Origin of the sequence: Pseudomonas sp. R15(2017) (assembly GCF_002112685.1) — a bacterium.
GTDB lineage: Bacteria > Pseudomonadota > Gammaproteobacteria > Pseudomonadales > Pseudomonadaceae > Aquipseudomonas > Aquipseudomonas glycinae.
On sequence record NZ_NEII01000012.1, the window covers coordinates 152,965 to 171,506 of the forward strand.

Genomic DNA, 18,542 nt, shown 5'->3' on the forward strand with positions numbered 1-18,542 from the left:
CAAGGAAAGATCCATGCACGGTTCAATCAAACAGTTCGCACGTCATTGCCTCGCCGGGGCGCTGCTCTCGGCGCTGGCCCTCAATGCGCAGGCCAAGGCCTTGCCCGGCGCACCGTCGCCGTTCGATAAAGGTCAGGTACAGATTGCGCTGGTCGGCTATCTGTTTTCCGGAGATTTCCCTGAAGCCTATCTGCGCGGCGTGGAGAAACAGACCGAAGCGCTGGGCGCCAACCTGCGGGTGTTCGACGCGCGGCAACAGGCGGCGAGCCAGGGCGAGATGATCGATCAGGCTGCCGACCTCGGTGTCGACGGGATCATCGTGCAATTGGGTCTCGCGGAAACCCTCAAAGGCCCGATCGACCGGGCACTCGCCAAAGGCATTAAGGTCGTTGCGTTCGACGTTGACCTGAACACGCCGCAAGTGACCCAGGTCGAACAGGATCACCATGCACTGGCGCGGCTGGCACTCGATCAAGCGGTCAGGGACAACGGCACCCGTTTTGATGCCGGTTACGTCTACATCAGCGGTTTCACGCCGATGGAGCGGCGTGATGAGATCTGGAGCCAGGTCAAGGCGAGCAATCCGGGGATCATCGAGAAGGCGCGCTTCGGCACGCTCAATCCGCCGATTGCCAACTCGGTGGCCGATCAGGCCAGCGCCGTGCTGCGGGCCAATCCGGGGATCAGCGTGATCTTCGCGCCGTTCGACGAGTTCGCCAAAGGTGCGAAGATCGCCGTCGATGAGGCCGGTCTGAGCCGCAAGGTGAAGATCTACAGCGCCGACATTTCCACCGCCGACATCCAGATCATGAAAGAGCCGGACAGCGCCTGGGCCGCCACCGCGGCGGTCAATCCGCAAGTGGCCGGCGCGATCAGCGTGCGCAGCCTGGCGATGCTGATTGCCGGGGAAAATCCGGGGCACAAGGTGCTGGTGCCGCCGACCCTGATCACCCGTCAGCAACTACTGGATCTGGACGTGAAAAACGTGCGCGACCTTGGGCAAAAACTGCCAGCCTTCGGTGACACCGCCAATGTCGCGCGGGCACCGTGGATTCCCGTGGCGAACTGAGGAACCGACATGCACGACAAGGCTGCGCGCCTGCGCAAGAGCCGTTCGCCGACAGCCGATGTGGCGCTGGGCGAACGGCTGCCACCGGGGCAGGTGCTCACGGAGCGTTTCCCGATCCTGCACGAGGGCGAGGTGCCGGCGTATGACCTGGCGACGTGGTCGCTGCGCCTGTTCGGCACCTTGGCCAACCCGGTCGAGCTGACCTACGCCGATCTGCAAGCGCTGCCACAGCGCCAGTTGCAATGCGACATTCATTGCGTGACACGCTGGTCGAAGTTCGACACCCGCTGGAGCGGCGTGCACCTGCAAGACCTGCTGCAGGCCCTGGACATCCGGCTGACGTCGTCCTTCGTCATGGCCCACGCCGATCACGCTTACCAGACCAACCTGCATCTCGATGACCTGCTGCACCCGGACAGCCTGCTGGCCACCCATTACGACGGTCAGCCGCTGACCGCGCAACACGGTTGGCCACTGCGTCTGGTGGTGGCGGGGCGGTACTTCTGGAAGAGCGCGAAATGGCTGCGCGGACTCGAATTCACCGATCAGGAACAACCGGGATTCTGGGAGCGCAACGGCTTTCATTTGCACGCCGATCCGTTCATTGAGCAGCGTTTCAGTGGTGATGCGCTGGACATTGCCGAAGATGCCTGGCGGGAAAAGGACTTCGACTGACGGCATCTAACTTCGCACCGAAAAAAACACAGATTAATAACGCTCTCTACAACAACGTGGAGTGCGTTTTTGTGCGTGTTAGTTGTTGGTTAGTTGGGTGTTTATGTTGTTGCGCAAACACAAGTGTTGCTCAGGCAACACTCCGTTCGTCGGGCATAACCTAAGCGTTATTGGTTCTTTTGCGGCAGGCGACCGCTCGTCTAGCATCGGTAAACAGGGGGTTCTACTAACTTTGGGGTTCTTGCGCTCTAACAGCCGATAGTTACTCAACACACTTGGCTGCCTTTCTGAATATCAAAACTACAGCAGAAATTGCCGTGCACTGATTGCCGACACTTCATGATTCGGCAGCGGCCGGTTATTAACTGCGATTCAAGGAGCTGTCGCATGATTCACCGTTCGCGTTCATTACTCGCCATCGCTGTTGTCAGTGCAATCTGGCAACTTCCTGCGCAAGCCGAAGAGACTTCCGCGCGCGTCGACGATGACACACGGCTGGGCACCGTGCTGGTCACCGGCACCCGGGGCACCGCACGCACGGTGCTGGATTCGCCGGTGCCGGTGGATGTGCTGACCGCCGAGGACCTGAAGACCGCCGGCGCCAGTGGCGGCGAGCTGGGCCAGGCGTTGCAGACGCTATTGCCGTCGTTCAGTTTTCCGCGCCAGTCCAACTCCGGCGGCGCCGACCACGTGCGCGCTGCGCAGCTGCGCGGCATGAGCCCGGATCAGGTGCTGGTGCTGGTCAACGGCAAGCGCCGCCACACCTCGGCGGTGGTCAACGACTCGTCGAAAATCGGTCGCGGCACGGCGCCGGTGGACTTCAACTCGATCCCGATCAGCGCGATCAAACGCATCGAAGTGCTGCGCGACGGCGCGGGCGCACAGTACGGCTCGGACGCGATTGCCGGGGTGATCAACATCATCCTCGACGATGCCCCCGAAGGCGGCGAAGTGTCCACCAGCTACGGCGCCTACCACACCCATCAGGACGCGATCGGCAAAACCACCACCGACGGCCAGAACAGCGTGACCACCGCCAAGATCGGCACGCGGCTGGGCGAGGAGGGCGGCTTCATTCGCGGCGGCACCGAGTACAAGGATCGCAACCCGACCAACCGCGCCGGCTACGACGGTTTCGCCGACACTCCGGGCCAGCGCAACTACGTGATGGGCGACGGCGTGGCGCGGGACGTCAACGCCTGGTTCAACGGCGAATTGCCGCTGGCCGGCGGCAAGGCCTACAGCTTCGGCACCTACAACGAACGCCACACCACCGGCGCCGAGTTCTATCGCTATCCGTCCGAGCAGCCGCAGTTCTACCCCAACGGCTACCTGCCGCAATCGCTGGGCGACAACACCGACATCTCCGCCACCGCCGGTTACAAAGGCCTGATCGGCGACGACTGGGATTTCGACAGCAGCGTCACCCACGGTCGCAACCGCTTCGAATCGGCAACCCGTCGCACCCTCAACGTCAGCCTCGGCGCGGACTCGCCGACCCGCTTTGACACTGGCGACTACGAGTTGCGCCAGACCACCACCAACCTCGATTTCAGCCGCGAATTGCGCCTCGGTGGCCGCTCGTTCGTGTTGGCGGTGGGCGGTGAATATCGCTATGAAAACTACCTGACCTTTGCCGGAGACGAAGCCTCTTACATCGGTTCCGGGGCCGATGGCGCCAACGGCCTGCGCCCGAGTGAAGAGTCGGATCTGGATCGCAACGTGTTCGGCACCTACGCCGAATTGTCCGGTGATCTCACCGACCGTTTCTTCGTCGATGCCGCCACGCGCTGGGAACATTACGACGATGCGGGCAGCAAACTCACCGGCAAGCTCAGCGGTCGCTACAAGCTGACCGATCAATGGGCGTTGCGCGGTGCGGTGTCGAACAACTTCCGCGCGCCGTCGCTGGCCCAGAGCGGCTTCCAGAACACCACCAGCAACTTCGGCGACGGCGGCACGCTCACCGACATCCGCGTGTTGTCGGTCAACGATCCGATTGCCCGTGCCTTGGGCGCTGAAAAGCTCGATCCGGAAACCTCGAAGAACTTCAGCCTCGGCCTGACGTTCCAGTTGAACGAACGCTTCGATGCGTCGCTGGACGTGTTCCGCATTGACGTCAAGGACCGGATCACCCTGTCGCAGCGAATCGGCAGCGACGCGCTGGAAAGCTACATCAACGACAACTTCGGCGTGCCGGGCGTGCACGACGTCAACTTCTTCACCAACGCCGCTGACACCAGCACTGACGGCGCCGAACTGGTGCTCAACTACCATCAGCCGTTCTACGACGGGCAACTGGGCCTGACCACCGCGTACACCTACAACCACACCAAGGTCACCAGCACCAAAGGCACGCCGTCGCAGCTGACCGCCTTAGGGATCGGCAATGACGCGCTGGTCGGCGTCGAGGAACGCAACACCCTGACCGACGCCGCTCCCAAGGATCGCTTCGTGTTTTCCGCCAACTGGACCAGCGAACACTGGGGCCTGCTCGGGCGTCTGACCCGTCAGGGCGAAACCACCCGGGTGTTCGATTTCGGCGACTCGCAGCCTGAGCAAACCTACGGCGCGGTATGGCAACTGGACGCCGAGGTGACCTACAAATTCACCCCGAAATTCAGCATCGCCCTGGGTGGCAACAACCTGACCGACAACTACCCGGAACGCTCCGGCTCGGCCATCAACTACGGCGGCAACCTGCCGTACGACGTGCTCTCGCCGATCGGCACCAACGGCGCGTATTACTACGCCACCGCCACCTACGGCTTCTGAGTCTTTTCCGCCATGGATGGCGGATCATCAGCGGGAACCTTCATGACTCAAACCAATGGCCCCAAGCGGCACCTGCCAGTGTTCCAGGCATTGCTGATCACGCTGGGCATGGTCATCACCACCGACATTCTCAAAACCGCGCCGACCGTTGCCTTGAACGTCGGGCCGGAACATTTCTATTGGGTCTGGGTGCTCGGCGCACTGGCGTCGATGGCCGGGGCCTTGTGCTTTGCCGAGATGGCCACCGCCTTCCCGCATCCGGGCGGTGACTATCATTTTTTGCGCACCGCTTATGGCGAGCGCATGGGCTTCCTGTTTGCCTGGTCGCGATTCTCGGTGATGCACACCGGGTGGATCGCGTTGTCGGCGTTCATGTTTGCCGACTACTTCAATGCGGTCGTGCCGTTGGGGCATTACGGATCGGGGCTGTTTGCCGGTGCGATCATTGCAGCGTTGGTGCTGCTGAATCTGATGGGCAAGCACATTGGTTTTATTACTCAGACGGTGCTGGTCGGGCTGCTTGCTCTCGGGTTCCTGAGCATTGCCAGCGCCGGAGTGTGGCTGGTGTGGCAGGGCGTTGAGCCGCTTGCACCGAGTGCGCCGGCCACGCCTGAGCACACCGGCGCGGCGGGATTTTCAGCGGCGATGATCTTTGTGTTTCTGGCCTTCGGCGGCTGGAGCGATGCGGCGACGTTATCGGCTGAAGTGCGCGACGGTCGACGTGGAATTTTCATCGCTATGCTCGGTGCGCTGACGGTGCTGATGGCGATCTATCTGGCGCTGAACTGGGCGTTCGTCCAAGGGCTGGGATTCGAAGGCCTGGCGGCGAGCAACGCGCCGGCGGTGGAATTGTTGAACCGCGCCTTCGGTGCCCCGGGCGTGCTGCTGATCCTGCTGATGGTTGGCATCGCGGCCATCGCCACCATCAACTCGACCTTGCTGGTCGGCGCCCGCACCACCTACGCCGCCGCCCGCGATGTGGCGCAATTGCGCCGCTTCGGTGAGTGGGATGAGCGCGATGGCGTCCCGCGCAAGGCGTTGTTGGCGGAGGGGGCGGTGGCGTTGTTGCTGGTGTTATTTGGCAGTTTTACCCAGAGCGGTTTCAACACCATGGTTGAGTACCTGACGCCGGTGTACTGGTTGTTTCTGAGTCTGAGCAGTCTGGCGTTGATTATTCTGCGGCGGCGTTTCCCCGAGATCCCCCGGCCGGTCAGGGTGCCGTTTTATCCGGTTTTGCCGCTGCTGTTTTTTGGGCTATGCGTGTACATGCTGTATTCCAGCGTGACGGTGGTTGGTTTCGGCGCTTTTCTGGGGATTGGGGTTTTGATGGTGGGTGCGTTGTTGCTGGCCGGGTTGAGCCGCCTGGTGTCGACACCTCGGCAGGCTCTGCAAAAGACCTCGGATCAGAAGGACACCGCCGCCGGCTGAGACAACCGCAGCACCGACAAATCCCCCGTAATCCGCTTGTACGCCAAACGAATCGCCTCAATGTCACTCTCACGTTTCGGCCCGCTTTCGTGCAGGATCACAATCACCTTGGTCGCCAGCCGCTCGGGCACTTTCGCGTCGTGGTCCTTCCACTGCCCATACGCATCGAACACGCTGAACCCGTCAGGGAACCGCGTCGTCACTTCCTGATCGAGAAACTCGCGCCAGCGCGCCGGACTCACCACACCTTCCTCGCCTTCCAGCGGCCCCACCGAAAAATACAACTCGGTGCGCACCCACTGCGCCTGCGCTGGTCGCGTGGCATCGCCCTGCAGGGTCGAACTGACGGGATCCTTGGTATGCACGGAAACCGGAGGAGGGCTGGCACACCCGGCGACCGCCAGGAACAGTGCTGCCAGTAGTAAACGTTGCGGCATGGAACTTCCTTATTGTTAAGAACTGTCCCGAATTATAGAGGGGGCGGTTAATAGCAATAAAAGATTAAAAAGTGGATCGTCGCTGAACTAATGGAATAAGCAAACACAGTGAAAATAATGCCCGCTGGTTAGAACGATTATTTCTTTAAGTTATTTGCTTGGTGTTTGATCGCATATCCATGGCATTTAAAAACCTGTTACCGCATTTGCCGGATCTGTCATTGCGTCTACTCTGCTGCTGCAACGGTTCAAGTCGCACGGAACGCTGCACTTGAAGCGCTTGAACAGCACTTTTTGCTGCTCGATGGACAGCTTGTTGCGGATTTTCCAATCCTTAGAATCCGCTCCATCAACTTCTCATCCAGTTCTTAATCCTCAGGGAGCTACACCATGATGAACGCCATGCAGATGCAAATGCCGATGAACGCCAACATGCCGATGATGCCGATGACGGGCATGCCGATGATGATGGCGACCATGAGCTGCGACATGATGGACGACGGCATGATGTGCAAGATGATGCCGGCCGCTGGCATGGACATGGCCATGTTCAAGAACAGCGCGCAAATGATGCAGATGATGATGGACTGCGGCATGCCGATGATGATGCATTGCGGCAACATGAGCATGATGTGCATGTCCCCGGCGGCCATGGCCATGCCGATGATGAACATGATGATGCCGATGCCGATGATGGGCATGCCGATGCCATCGATGAAGTGCGTGATGGAATGCACCATGATGGCCGACTGCATGATGTGCAAAATCATGCCGATGCCGGGCATGAACATGGACATGATGAAAAACTGCTGCGCCCTGATGATGAAGATGATGAACGACTGCAGCATGCCGATGATGATGAGCTGCAACGGCATGCCGATGATGTGCTGCACCTGCTGATTTTCGCCAGCGCATGAAAAAGCCCGACCGGGAAATTCCCGGTCGGGCTTTTTGTTGTCTGTTTGTCAGTCCAGGCGTTCGGGGTAAGTCACCACCAGATACGCCACCGCTTCACTGTCGGCGGGGTTGCGATAACGATGGGGCTGGTCGGCGTAAAACAGAATCGAGTCGCCCGTCGACAGCAGATAGCGCTCGTCGTTGACGCTGATCTCCAGCACGCCCTGAGCCACCACCAGATTTTCCTGGACGCCGGGGCCGTGGCCTTCGGATTGATCTTCGCCCAAGGGGCTCAGACGCAGTTCGTAGAATTCCGATTGGCGCGCCACATCAAATGGAAACAAGGCGCGACTGACAAACGCGCCGCTGGCACTCACCAGTCGCTTGCTCTGGCTCGCCGACAACACGGCCACGCCTTCAAACGCGCGATGTTCCAGAAACGCTGCCACCGACACCTTCAAACCCTTGGCGATTTTGCACAGCACCTTGATGGACGGCACGCTGCGCCCGGATTCGATCTGCGCCAGCATCGCCCGGCTCACGCCGCACTGGCGGGCGAGGGCATCGAGCGACAGATGCCGCTTGCCGCGTAGACGTTGCAGGTTCTGCGCGACGCGTTCACAGATCGGGTCTTCTTCCAGGGGTTCGAGGTTGTTCAGGTCCAGCACAGGTTCATCGGCGCTCGCCAGAAAGCGCGAGGGTTCACGCGCGTTCACGCTTGACGCGTCTCGCTGGAACGCGCGGCCTGCACCCACTGCCAAGCCTGATAACCGGCATTGCGCGCATACATTTCCCACATCAGCCGGGCCTGTTGCTGGGCGTGGCGGCGTTTGCGGTAGACGGCGAAGTCGATCAGATTGTCAGTCGGTTTCATGGCGCACTTCACTGTGTTAAATGACGGGATGAGCTGAGAGTACGTCGAGATTTTTATAACGATAAATAATGATTTTTTATTTATTAATGCAATCTGCTTCTATGTGAGGCAAGTGACGCGCCGATGACAATCGGCGCGCCAAATCTTTCATTTGCTGGCGTTCAACACAATCCGGTACCGCGCCTTGCCGCTGCGCAGATGGTCAACCGCCTCATTGACCTTGCTCATCGGAAATTCCTCGACCTGCGGCAGGATCTGATGCCGCGCGCAGAATTCCAGCATGGTCGCTGCCGTGGCGGGCGAGCCGACCGGGGAGGCTGACAGGGATTTCTGTTGCGGGATGAGGTTGAACACGTGCACCGGAATCGCGTCGGGCACGATGCCGACGAAGTGCAGTCGGCCCTTGCCGCGCAGGGTGGCGAGCATGGCCGTCCAGTCGAGGTTGGCGTTGGCGGTGATCAGCAGAAAGTCGAGGGTGCCGGCAATCGCTTTCAGCGCTTCGCTGTCGGTCGAGGCGACGACCTTGTGGGCGCCGAGGCGTTTGGCTTCGTCCTGTTTGCTCAGAGAGGAGGTGAAGGCAGTAACGTCGCAACCCCAGGCATTGAGAAAACGCAGCGCCAGGTGACCGAGGCCGCCGATACCCACCACGCCGACCCGGTCGGTCGGCTTGATGTCGAATTCCACCAACGGATTGAAGACCGTGGAACCGGCGCAGAACAGCGGGCCAGCGAGGGCCGGGTCGAGGTTGTCCGGGAGTTTCAACGCCCAGGCCCAGTGGGTGCGAAGGCGATCGGCGAATCCGCCATGGCTGCCGATGATCGTCGGTTTGGCGGTGGCGCAAAGGTGATGGGAACCGCCGATGCAGGACGAGCAATGCATGCAGCTGCCCTTGTACCAGCCGATCCCCACACGCTGGCCGACCTCCAGGCCGCGCACCTGCGGGCCTGTGCGCACGATGCGGCCGACCACTTCATGGCCGGGAATGAACGGGTATTGGCTGATGCCCCAGTCGTTGTCGATCAGCGACTGGTCGGAGTGACAGACGCCGCAGTACTCCACGGCGACTTCGACTTCCTCATCGCCCAGCCGGCCGGGGTCGTAACTGAAGCGCTCCAGCGGCGCGCCGGCCGAGGTGGCGGCCCAGCCGGTGAATGTCGTGGGTTCGGTGTTATTGCTCATGGGACACCTCCAGGTCTGGCGCTGCGGGCGCAGCCTGAAGAGTCTAGCGTGTCATCGAGCGGGCGCTAGCCAGGTGTTCAGCACGCGCCGGTCGAGCTCTTCCCAATCCGCCATGCCCAGCACTCGGGTGGTATTGAGGCCGCGCAGATAACCGCGCAACTGATTGGCCACGGCCCGCACCGACTCTGAATCGTTCGCTGACTGGCCCAGCACGGTTTCGTATTCGACCAGGTATTCGGCCACCCGGTCGCGGAATTCGGGCAGGACGGCATCGCGGATCAGGTCAAAGGTTCGCACGGGTAATCCTCATCTGTTTTCGTTGTGATTGAGTGTGCAGCAGTCTGCACGCCGCGCAACTATTGGTTCAAGTAATAGTGACCATCAAGAAACGCAAGTTCTGCTTTGGCGCCGATGGGCGGAAAATCGCCTCCATCGAACACGCCGCTGAAGGAATTGCGCGATGAAGACTTTGACCCGACTGGCTGTAGTCGCCCTGCTGATGGGCGGGGTGGCCGCCACCGTAGCCCCGGCTTATGCAGACGATGCCAACTCGTGCCACTTTCTGCCCGTCGCCGCCAGCAGCGCCGCGCTGCAGCACTCGCAAACCGTGGGTGTGCTGTACAGCGAAAACACTCTGGATAACCTGCAATACCTCGAGCGTTACCACGATGTGGCGGTGAACGGTGCCAAGGATGCGCTCGATGCGCGGATCCGTGACGCGTTCGTCGACAGCTCCGATCCGGAACTGGCCATCGACTGGCTGATGAGTTCGCTGCAACAGCAGTTTCTCTCGGTGACTGTCTACGAAAACCTTGATGCATTGGTGCAGGCCCATCCAGACGTGGTGGTGATGCTCGACACCCACAACCGGCTGCTGACCCAACGCAACAGTCAGGTCGAAGCGCGGTTCGCCGCACGCTTCTACGACGCCAACCTGCAATACATCGGCAAGGCCGAAGGCGCGGTGGAGAAACAGCTGCCGTCGGTGTGGGTACACAACAAGGCAGCGCCCGAAATCGCTGCCGGGATTGAACAGCAGCGCGACCTGCAACTGAGTGCCTTGAAGCAGTTTGATGACTCGCTCAAAGCCCTGGTGAGTGCAGGCTGAACACCCAAATCAAAAACGGCAACGGCAGTGCCCGTGACACTGAACGTTGCCGAAGAACCGAACCTTTTATTTTCAGGATTTTATCCATGCGTGCCTTTTTTATCCCTGTCATGGCTTCTGCCAGTTTGTTGCTGACCGCTTGCGCCTCTGCGCCGAACGACCCGACGCTGACCCTGCAGACGCACAAGACGCCTGCCCAGTACGCCGAATGCGTGGTGCCGAAACTGCAGGGCAGTGCGCTGAACCCGACGGTTTCGCAGACCCAGCGCAGCTACCGGATCGTGGTACCGAGCAAGGTGGCGGCGGACAACGTGCTGGAAGCCTACAAGGCACAGGACGGCGGCAAGGTGTTTTTGTATGAGCGCCACTTGCTGGCTTCGAGTTTCATGCCGTCGAGTTTTGAACGGGCTGCCCAGGAGTGCCTGTAACGCATGACGGTTAACGCTTTTTGACGATGCTCCTTTGGTTGGCCGCAACCAACCAATTCCTTTGCCCCGCACCTTGCGGGGCTTTTTTTTGCCCGGCGTTTGGCGCGGCTGGCGCTACGCTGGATAGCGGAAAGAGTTTTCGGGAGAACAGGGATATGAAGAAGGACAGCAGCGGCGCAGCGACTGAGAATCCCTCTGTGCTGATCGACGCAAGAATCAAGGAGCTGAATGACTGGCGCGGCCAGAAGCTGGCCGAAATCCGCGCGATCATTCATGAGGCGGACTCGGAGGTCGTCGAGGAGTGGAAGTGGCGCGGCGTTCCGGTCTGGTCGCACAACGGCATCATCTGCACCGGGGAAACCTACAAGGCCGTGGTGAAAATGACCTTCGCCAAAGGCGCGGCGCTGGAGGATCCGTCAGGACTGTTCAACGCCAGCCTTGAGGGCAATACCCGGCGGGCAATTGATATTCACGAAGACGACAAGATCGATACCAAGGCTCTGAAAGCGCTGGTGCGTTCGGCTATTACGTTGAATTTGAAAAAATGATATGCCGTTGAGGCAGAGGTGAAACGGAGGAGGGTGAAACGAGGAAAAAATGGCAGGGGCGGCTGGATTCGAACCAACGCATGGCAGGATCAAAACCTGCTGCCTTACCGCTTGGCGACGCCCCTGTAGCTATTGGTTTCAGTCCCCGGGAGGACCTCTGCAACAGTGGGCGGCACTTTACCAGCGCTCTTGTGTTCTGTGAACCCCTCAAGCCAATAAATTTCATGGAAAACAGCTACTTATTTCCCGAATGGCAGCGCCGGTCAGATTTTTCGGGCTTTTTCAACGATTGCCCCGAGAATCAGAGCGACCGATGAAGCCCGAAAGACGGGCGAACGGCACTGCAGCCGTCTCAGCTCAATGAACCCGGTACTCCCGCCAGCAAACCGGTCAACGTTTTCATGATCGCCTGCTGCCGCGCCCGGTCGGTCAGGTGCCGGGCCTCGGCGGCGGCGACGTCGGCGTGGCAGTGCGGGCAAATCGATTCGTGCGGCTGAATGTATTGCAGGCAGTCGCGGCACAGGGCCAGTTGCGTCGGCAGGCGTCCTTCCTCGGGGGATGACTGGCCCTGATTGATCCAGGCCAGTTTGATCACTTGTCCGCTGTCGCTGACGCTGCTGACTTTTTCGCCGGTGTCGATGCGTTCAGTGATCAGGTCAAAGCGTCCGACCGCAAACGAGCGCTGGGCGGCGTCTTCGACTTTGACGATGCGCTCGCGCAAACCCTGTTTCTGCAATTCCAGGGTTCGGTAGTGGCAGTAAGGATTGTTGCCGGGTTTGCCCAGCAGCGAGTGCGACGTCCAGGTGCAGCCGCCCCGGCAGACGTCGTTGTAATAGCAGGTTCGGCAGTAGCCCCACAGATCATCGACCGAGCGCAGGCGGCCGAAGTGCATGCCTTCGCTGTAATGCCAGATGTCGTGCAGGCTCATGTTGCGCACGTTGCCGCCGGAAAACCCGACGGTGGCCAGTGACGGGCAACCTTTCACCGTGCCGTCCGCTTCCAGCGCCAGTACAGTCTGGCCGGCCGCGCAGCCGCTCCAGTGCACGCGCTCGTCACCGAAGCCGCGCCACAGATGTTCGTAAGGGCCGTAATAACCGATGTTATTGCCGACGTTCATCAGCAGCCCGCGATCCAGTCCTTCGCGGTACAACCGGGCCAGCAGCGGCATCACTTCCAGCAGCTTATACGGCTGGAGCAGCAGTTCCGGATGGTCGACGGCGTTGCCCATGGCCACCGTGATCTGAATCTGCCAATGGGTGGCGCCGAGCTCGATGATGGTGTCCATCAGCTCAGGCAGGTCCGGTAACGTGGCCGCGCCGATCTGGGTGTTGACGCTCACCGCCAGCCCCGACGCCTTGGCCCGGCGCAGGGTGTCCACAGCCTTGTCGAACGAGCCGGGCACGTTGCGCACCTTGTCGTGCAGCGGCGCGAGTCCGTCCAGGGAAATGCCGACCCCGTTGAGCCCGGCATCGACCGCTGCCTGCATCTTCGCCGGGGTCAGGTTGCGCCCGCCTGTCTGGATCGCGCAGTACATGCCGTGGTCGTGGATGGCGCGGATCAGTTGCGTCCAGTCCTTGCGCAGATAGGCTTCGCCGCCGATCAGGGTGATCTCGCGGGTGCCGAGGGCGGCGAGGGAATCGATTACCTCGAGGCATTCGCGGGTGTTGAGTTCATCGGGACGCCGATGCCCCGCGCGGGAGCCGCAATGCAGACACTTGAGGTCGCAGGCGAGGGTGATTTCCCAGACCACGTGCACCGGCACGTAGCGTTTGAGATCGGTGTCGCTGAGGTAGCGGGCAGGGCGGTTGTCTGTCATGGGAGATCCTTGCGCACGGGCCTGTGCGCGGCACGATTGGACTGACCTCGATGGGCTGGAAGACCGGGCGCGGTCATCCAGGACCGCGCCCGGGCCGTACGACTAGCGTGCTTCCAGTCGCGCGATTTCCGCATTCAACTGCTCAAGGGCACTGCGCAAGGCGCCCTCGTGGGCCAGCTGTTGCTCGCCTTGCTGCACAGCGACTTTCAACTGCGCCAGATCACCGCTGGCCTGTGCCGTTTGCACGGCCACGGCATACAGCGGCTGGACGTGATGCTCGGGCGGCAGTGGCTCGACGCTTGGTGCCTGATGCACGGCGACGTGCCGCACGTCCTGCCACTGGCCGCCTTCGTTGTAGCGGTAATCGACAAAACCGCTGGTCCAGTCGCCCAGAATGCCTTTGAGGTGGAAGGTCTGGGCGATCTGACTCAGCGGACCGCTCGGGCTGCCGTCGAGGGTGAGAATGATGTAATTCTCGGCCGACGGCGTCAGCCTGGCCTCGGAATAATCGCCCCAGACCCGGGCATGGAAATTGACCGGAGGCCAGGTGCTTTGAAACACGCTCGCGGTGCCGCTGACTTTTTTGCGGACGGTATCGACCACGATATCGAGGGTCAGAACCGGTGCGCCCAGCAGTGAATTGCTGGCGATGAGGCGGGTGTGAAAAAGTCCGATCGACATGATGCTGCTCCTTGTGAAAGTAGGGGTTCCAGTAGCCGATCAGCGACTTTGCGAGCGGCTGATTTCTGTCTTGGCGGCGTCCACCGCTATGCGTAATTGCGGCAATTGCTCCAGCTGCTGTCTGGCCTGTGCGGACAGGCTCTTCATCTGGGCCAGGTCACCGCTGGCGATAGCGCCCTGAATCGGCGCGGCATACAGCGGCAGGACCGGTTTGTGCGGCTCGATCACCGGGCCGGGATTGAACGGCTGAAGGACGTTCGAGGGCACCTCCAGCAGATGCGCCGGCACGTTGTTGATTTCGTGCCAGCGCTGGCCGTCGAAGTACTCATAGTTGGCCACGCCTTCGCGCCAGTCGGTGCCGACCACCAGATGGATCTTGAAGTTGATGATCGAGTTGGAGCCTGGGCCGCCATGGTTGCCCTGGGCGGTGATCAGGATCTTGCTGACACCGGGCTTCATCACCGTCATGTAGGTGTATTCGCCCCAGACGTCCGAGTCGATGTCGAGCGGCGGATTGGTCGCCTGAGTCACCGCGGCGTTGCCGGTCACCTGCTGCTGTGGCGTGGACACCAGCAGGTTCAGCGCAAGACTCTGCGCCCCCGGCTGACCCGTACCGATCCGGTAGCTCACCGGGAACAAGCCGACATTTTGCTGAGTTGCTGACATGTTGATTGCCTCCATTGCAATGTGGGAAATGGCCTTAAGGTTTTTCCAGTCGAGAAACTTCTCTGGCCAGGTTTTCGTACGCGGTTTGTAGCTCCTTCGCTTCCGGCTTCGTTGAATCGCGCTGCTTCAACAAAGTCTTCATCTGCTGCAGATCGCCGCCGGTGATCGCGCTCTGGATGGCGACGCCGTAGGGCGGGACGTTGTGGTTTGAACCGGTCATATCGAGGTCTTCCTCGTGGGTGTGTGCCGCTCGACCCCTTGCGCAGAAGGGGCGCCTTTCCTGACAGGCAGGCGAACGACATCCGCCAGAGTCACCGGCAGCCGGGATTCTCGGCGACGTGACAGCCTGATCCGTCGGGATCTGATCAATCCGCAAATTCGGTTCGCGCAGGGGCGACGCCGCAGCGCCGGCTCACGCGCAAGCGTCGTCAGCCAAAACCGTCGGGTCTGGCCTCGGGCGTCAATGAAGGGGGTTGCCGGTGGGGCAAACGGGGGAATCTCGCCTGTACGTTGGTCATCTTTCTGTCCTTGATAGAAAGCAACGAAACACAGGGATAGGTCGTTCACTCTTCAAGAGTGCAATACCCGCGCAAGCACAAAAACCATCCCTGATTTTTTCCAGTGCCGCTGATGGCGCTCGTCGAGCGACGTTTGCCAAGTGGCCAGCATTTCGCCAGCTACGCAACCCTAGACCCGTTTGTGCAGGGCTGCCAGAAAAAGCGCCGAACGGTCATTCTGGCCGTTGCGGTGTGCGCCACCGCAACGGCTATCACTTGGCATTCATCCAGTGTTCAGGCGAAGAAACCCAGCAACAGCGTCGCCAGGATCACCGTCGAGGCACCGCCGATCCGGGACCACGGTGCACCGGGCTCGGGTGGTGAGGCGGTGATTCGATGGTATCTTTCGCAAAATGCGTGACAAACAGCGGAAACATGCGGCCTATGAACACGAATCGTGACCAATTTCCCTTGCCCGAAGACCTCAAGGTGTTCCTCACCGTCATCCGCAAGAACAGTTTTGCCAGCGCTGCCGATGAGCTGGGCTTCTCACCGGCCTACGTCAGCAAGCGCATCTCGGTGCTGGAAACCACGTTGGCAAGCAAGCTGCTGCACCGCACCACCCGGCGCATTGCACTGACCGACGATGGCGAGCGGGTGCGGATCTGGGCGGAAAAACTGCTGGGGGATTTCGATCAGTTCCTCGGCGAGATTTCCCAGGCCCGGCACCAGCCGGCGGGGTCGCTGCACATTTGCAGCAGTTTCGGTTTCGGCCGCAATCATGTAGCGCCGGCGATCAGCCAGTTGTCCCGGGCGTGCCCGAAACTCGATATCCGGCTGGACGTGTTCGACCGGGTGGTCGATCTGGTGGGCGAGGGCTTCGATCTGGAAATCCTCGTCGGCGATGACCTGCCGGGCCAGCATCTGGCGCGCAAACTGGTGAGCAACCGGCGCGTGCTGTGCGCCACGCCGGAATACCTCGAACGCCGGGGTACGCCGCAATCTCTCGAAGACCTGAAAGACCACGATTGTCTGGTGCTCAAGGAGCGCAACAACGCGTTCGGCATCTGGACCCTGAGCAAGGACGGGCAAGAAGAGACGGTGCGGGTGAATGGCCCGCTGTCCTCCAACAGCGGCGAGATCGTGCTGGAGTGGGCGCTGAGCGGCGGCGGGATTCTGTTGCGCTCGATGTGGGACGTCAAACCGATGCTCGAGCAGGGCAGGCTGGTGCAGGTGCTGGACGGCTACACCCAGAGCGCCAACGTCTGGGCGGTCTATCCGACCCGGCTCAGCGAGTCGGCGAAATTGCGGGTGTGCGTGGAGTTTCTGGAAGAGTACTTCCGCGATTTGTCCGTGGAATGAAAACGGGCGGTTCAATGAACCGCCCGTTTTTTTGCCATCAACCCAACCAGGGATTGTCCGCCAGATGCCGTGCCTCAAAGGCGCGGATCTGCTCGGTGCGTTGCAGCGTGGTGCCGATGGCGTCCAGCCCGAGCAGCAACGACTGTTTGCGCAACTGATCGATCTCGAATTCGATCAGCGTACCGTCCGCCAGCTCGAGGGTCTGCTGCGCCAGGTTAACGCTGATCCGCGCGGTCGCCGGAACGCTGATCGCCTCGGCTACACGCTTGAACTGCGCGTCGGCCAGCTGAATCGCCAACACACCATTGCGCTGGCAGTTGTCGTAGAAAATCCCGGCGAACGTGGTGCCGATCAAAGCCCGGATGCCGACTTGCTTCAAGCCCCACACCGCGTGTTCGCGGCTGGAACCGCAGCCGAAATTGGGGCCAGTGACCAGAAACGCCGCGTCCTGCCAGGCCGGCTGGTTGAGCACGAATTCAGGGTTGGGTTCGCCGGAAGCGAGAAAACGCAGATCGAAGAACAGACCGCGATCCAGCCCCTGACGATCGATGCCCTTGAGAAACTGCTTGGGCATGATCACGTCGGTGTCGATGTTGGACGCGAGAAACGGCGCGGCGCTGCCGCTGACGGTGTCGAAAGGTTGCATGGTTCAAGCCTCCAGCGTGATGGTGCGCACGTCAGTCAAATGGCCCCTGATGGCGGCGGCGGCGACCATCGCCGGGCTCATCAGGTGGGTGCGCGCACCGGCGCCTTGACGGCCTTCGAAGTTGCGATTGGTGCTCGACGCACAGCGATCACCCGGCGCGAGCACGTCGTCGTTCATCGCCAGGCACATCGAGCAGCCTGATTGCCGCCACTCGAAACCGGCGTCGAGAAAAATCTGCGCCAAGCCTTCGTCCTCGGCCTGATTGCGCACCAACGTCGAGCCGGGAACGATCATCGCCCGCACATGGGCCGCCACACGCTTGCCGCGCACCACGCGGGCAACGTCGCGCAAATCTTCGATCCGCGCATTGGTGCAGGAACCGATGAAGGCATGGCTGATCGTCACCTCGTTCAGCGGCATGCCGGGTGTCAGGCCCATGTAGTTGAGGGCGCGTTGCAGGCCCTGACGCAGGATCGGATCGGGCTGGGCGGCCGGGTCGGGCACGTGCCCTTTGATCGGCGCGGCCTGATCTGGGCTGGTGCCCCAGGTCACCATCGGCTCCAGCGCGGCGACATCGAGGATGACTTCGCGATCGAACACCGCGCCCTCGTCGCTGTGCAGGGTTTTCCAGCGCTCGACGGCCTTCTCCCAGAGCTTGCCCTTGGGCGCGCGCGGCTTGTGCTGCAGGTAGGCGAACACCTTGTCATCCGGTGCCATGAACGCGCCCCGAGCGCCAGCTTCCACGGCCATGTTGCAGATGGTCATGCGCGCTTCGACGCTGAGGGCGCTGATGGCCGGGCCGGTGAACTCGATGGCGTAACCGGTGGCGCCGGACGCGCCGATTTTTTCGATCAGCGCCATGATGATGTCCTTGGACGTGACGCCAGCGCCGAGCTCACCGTTGACCGTCACACGCAAGGTTTTCAGGCGCTTGTAGACCAGCGTCTGGGTTGCCAGCAGGTGCTCGATTTCCGAAGTGCCGATACCGAAACCGAAGGCGCCCAGTGCGCCGTAAGTGGTGGTGTGGCTGTCACCGGCCGCGACCACCATGCCCGGCAAAATGAAACCCTGTTCCGGCGCCACGACGTGTTCGATGCCCTGGCGCTTGTCCAGCACATCGAACAGCTCGATGCCAAAGTCGCGGCAGTTTTCTTCGAAGTACGACACCTGACGCGCACCCCCGGCGTCGGGCATGGTCGCGATGCGTTTCGGTGCGGTGGGGTTCACATGATCGACCACCGCCAGCGTCGCCGCAGGCCGCCACACCGTGCGCCCGGCCTCGCGCAGGCCGCTGAAGGCTTGCGGGCTGGTGTATTCGTTGGCGACCTGGCGGTCGATGTAAAGCAGCACGTGGCCCTGATCGTCGAGGGTGCAGACGGTGTGACTGTCGATGTGCTTCTGGTACAGCGTTCTCGGGCTGGGCATGGCTTGCGCTCTTTTCTGTCCGGGGCAAAAA

At 61.1% G+C, this 18,542-nt stretch carries 21 protein-coding genes and 1 tRNA gene; 10 read left to right on the forward strand and 12 right to left on the reverse strand.

Translation table 11 applies throughout. The features are described 5' to 3' along the window. Positions 1-13: 13 nt before the first annotated feature. The 4 genes from CAF77_RS23305 (at position 14) to CAF77_RS23320 (ending at position 5,947) form a co-directional block, all read left to right on the forward strand. Positions 14-1,069, forward strand: coding sequence for a substrate-binding domain-containing protein (locus CAF77_RS23305; protein ID WP_085655382.1), 1,056 nt, complete (start codon positions 14-16; stop codon positions 1,067-1,069). Positions 1,070-1,078: 9 nt separating this feature from the next. Next, complete coding sequence (locus tag CAF77_RS23310) at positions 1,079-1,744, forward strand: sulfite oxidase-like oxidoreductase (protein WP_085655381.1); 666 nt, start codon at positions 1,079-1,081, stop codon at positions 1,742-1,744. Between the two features lie 387 nt (positions 1,745-2,131). After that, positions 2,132-4,519 (forward strand): TonB-dependent siderophore receptor, encoded by a 2,388-nt coding sequence (locus tag CAF77_RS23315; RefSeq protein WP_064381954.1) that lies wholly within the window; start codon positions 2,132-2,134, stop codon positions 4,517-4,519. Positions 4,520-4,561: 42 nt separating this feature from the next. After that, entirely contained in the window at positions 4,562-5,947 is a 1,386-nt protein-coding gene (locus CAF77_RS23320; protein WP_085655380.1) for an APC family permease, read from the forward strand. Here CAF77_RS23320 and CAF77_RS23325 read toward each other — a convergent pair. Beyond that, positions 5,923-6,384 carry a DUF3574 domain-containing protein gene (locus CAF77_RS23325; RefSeq protein ID WP_085655379.1) on the reverse strand — a complete coding sequence of 154 codons (462 nt, stop codon included), beginning with the start codon at positions 6,382-6,384 and terminating at the stop codon, positions 5,923-5,925. The two genes, CAF77_RS23320 and CAF77_RS23325, sit on opposite strands and share 25 nt — an antisense overlap. Before the next feature lie 390 nt (positions 6,385-6,774). Here CAF77_RS23325 and CAF77_RS23330 point away from each other — a divergent pair, with 390 nt between their 5' ends. Further along, a complete protein-coding gene (locus CAF77_RS23330) occupies positions 6,775-7,284 on the forward strand; it encodes a hypothetical protein (protein WP_074690788.1) in 510 nt (169 codons plus the stop codon). Positions 7,285-7,349: 65 nt separating this feature from the next. Here the strand turns inward: CAF77_RS23330 and CAF77_RS23335 are convergent, their stop codons facing one another. The 4 genes from CAF77_RS23335 to CAF77_RS23345 form a co-directional block, all read right to left on the reverse strand. Beyond that, the gene (locus CAF77_RS23335; protein WP_170928996.1) at positions 7,350-7,940 is read right to left on the reverse strand and encodes a helix-turn-helix domain-containing protein; all 591 of its coding nucleotides are present in this window, start codon (positions 7,938-7,940) and stop codon (positions 7,350-7,352) included. Positions 7,941-7,993: 53 nt separating this feature from the next. Continuing rightward, positions 7,994-8,155, reverse strand: a complete 162-nt coding sequence (locus tag CAF77_RS29390) for a hypothetical protein (RefSeq protein WP_170928274.1) — start codon at positions 8,153-8,155, stop codon at positions 7,994-7,996. A gap of 147 nt (positions 8,156-8,302) precedes the next feature. After that, on the reverse strand, positions 8,303-9,334 hold the full coding sequence (locus tag CAF77_RS23340; RefSeq protein WP_085655377.1) for an NAD(P)-dependent alcohol dehydrogenase: 1,032 nt from the start codon (positions 9,332-9,334) through the stop codon (positions 8,303-8,305). A 51-nt stretch (positions 9,335-9,385) separates the two neighbouring features. Further along, positions 9,386-9,631, reverse strand: a complete 246-nt coding sequence (locus CAF77_RS23345) for a hypothetical protein (protein WP_085655376.1) — start codon at positions 9,629-9,631, stop codon at positions 9,386-9,388. A 163-nt stretch (positions 9,632-9,794) separates the two neighbouring features. Between CAF77_RS23345 and CAF77_RS23350 the strand changes: the two genes are divergently transcribed. The 3 genes from CAF77_RS23350 to CAF77_RS23360 all read left to right on the forward strand — a co-directional run bounded on the left by CAF77_RS23350 (position 9,795) and on the right by CAF77_RS23360 (position 11,418). Continuing rightward, positions 9,795-10,442, forward strand: coding sequence for an ATPase (locus CAF77_RS23350; protein ID WP_085655375.1), 648 nt, complete (start codon positions 9,795-9,797; stop codon positions 10,440-10,442). A gap of 86 nt (positions 10,443-10,528) precedes the next feature. Further along, positions 10,529-10,870 (forward strand): hypothetical protein, encoded by a 342-nt coding sequence (locus tag CAF77_RS23355; protein ID WP_085655374.1) that lies wholly within the window; start codon positions 10,529-10,531, stop codon positions 10,868-10,870. 155 nt (positions 10,871-11,025) lie between these two features. Then, positions 11,026-11,418 carry a DUF1801 domain-containing protein gene (locus tag CAF77_RS23360; protein ID WP_085655373.1) on the forward strand — a complete coding sequence of 131 codons (393 nt, stop codon included), beginning with the start codon at positions 11,026-11,028 and terminating at the stop codon, positions 11,416-11,418. Positions 11,419-11,468: 50 nt separating this feature from the next. Here the strand turns inward: CAF77_RS23360 and CAF77_RS23365 are convergent. The 5 genes from CAF77_RS23365 to CAF77_RS23385 all read right to left on the reverse strand — a co-directional run bounded on the left by CAF77_RS23365 (position 11,469) and on the right by CAF77_RS23385 (position 14,801). Further along, positions 11,469-11,543: transfer RNA gene (locus tag CAF77_RS23365), tRNA-Gln, on the reverse strand. A 227-nt stretch (positions 11,544-11,770) separates the two neighbouring features. Then, positions 11,771-13,234, reverse strand: a complete 1,464-nt coding sequence (locus CAF77_RS23370; protein ID WP_064381945.1) for a GDL motif peptide-associated radical SAM/SPASM maturase — start codon at positions 13,232-13,234, stop codon at positions 11,771-11,773. A gap of 102 nt (positions 13,235-13,336) precedes the next feature. Further along, entirely contained in the window at positions 13,337-13,915 is a 579-nt protein-coding gene (locus tag CAF77_RS23375) for a DUF1842 domain-containing protein (RefSeq protein WP_064381944.1), read from the reverse strand. Positions 13,916-13,954: 39 nt separating this feature from the next. Continuing rightward, complete coding sequence (locus CAF77_RS23380; RefSeq protein ID WP_085655437.1) at positions 13,955-14,581, reverse strand: DUF1842 domain-containing protein; 627 nt, start codon at positions 14,579-14,581, stop codon at positions 13,955-13,957. Between the two features lie 34 nt (positions 14,582-14,615). Then, positions 14,616-14,801, reverse strand: coding sequence for a DUF1843 domain-containing protein (locus tag CAF77_RS23385; protein WP_085655372.1), 186 nt, complete (start codon positions 14,799-14,801; stop codon positions 14,616-14,618). Between the two features lie 410 nt (positions 14,802-15,211). Between CAF77_RS23385 and CAF77_RS29130 the strand changes: the two genes are divergently transcribed. Together CAF77_RS29130 and CAF77_RS23390 are read left to right on the forward strand one after the other, a co-directional pair. Beyond that, a complete protein-coding gene (locus CAF77_RS29130) occupies positions 15,212-15,499 on the forward strand; it encodes a hypothetical protein (RefSeq protein ID WP_139831625.1) in 288 nt (95 codons plus the stop codon). A 23-nt stretch (positions 15,500-15,522) separates the two neighbouring features. Further along, positions 15,523-16,440: a LysR substrate-binding domain-containing protein gene (locus CAF77_RS23390; protein WP_041475228.1), complete on the forward strand. Its 918-nt coding sequence runs from the start codon at positions 15,523-15,525 to the stop codon at positions 16,438-16,440. Between the two features lie 37 nt (positions 16,441-16,477). On the opposite strand, the gene leuD is transcribed toward CAF77_RS23390, so the two are convergent. Together leuD and leuC are read right to left on the reverse strand one after the other, a co-directional pair. Further along, the gene (gene leuD, locus CAF77_RS23395; protein ID WP_085655371.1) at positions 16,478-17,086 is read right to left on the reverse strand and encodes a 3-isopropylmalate dehydratase small subunit; all 609 of its coding nucleotides are present in this window, start codon (positions 17,084-17,086) and stop codon (positions 16,478-16,480) included. A gap of 3 nt (positions 17,087-17,089) precedes the next feature. Beyond that, positions 17,090-18,511, reverse strand: coding sequence for a 3-isopropylmalate dehydratase large subunit (leuC, locus tag CAF77_RS23400; protein ID WP_085655370.1), 1,422 nt, complete (start codon positions 18,509-18,511; stop codon positions 17,090-17,092). Positions 18,512-18,542: the final 31 nt, after the last annotated feature.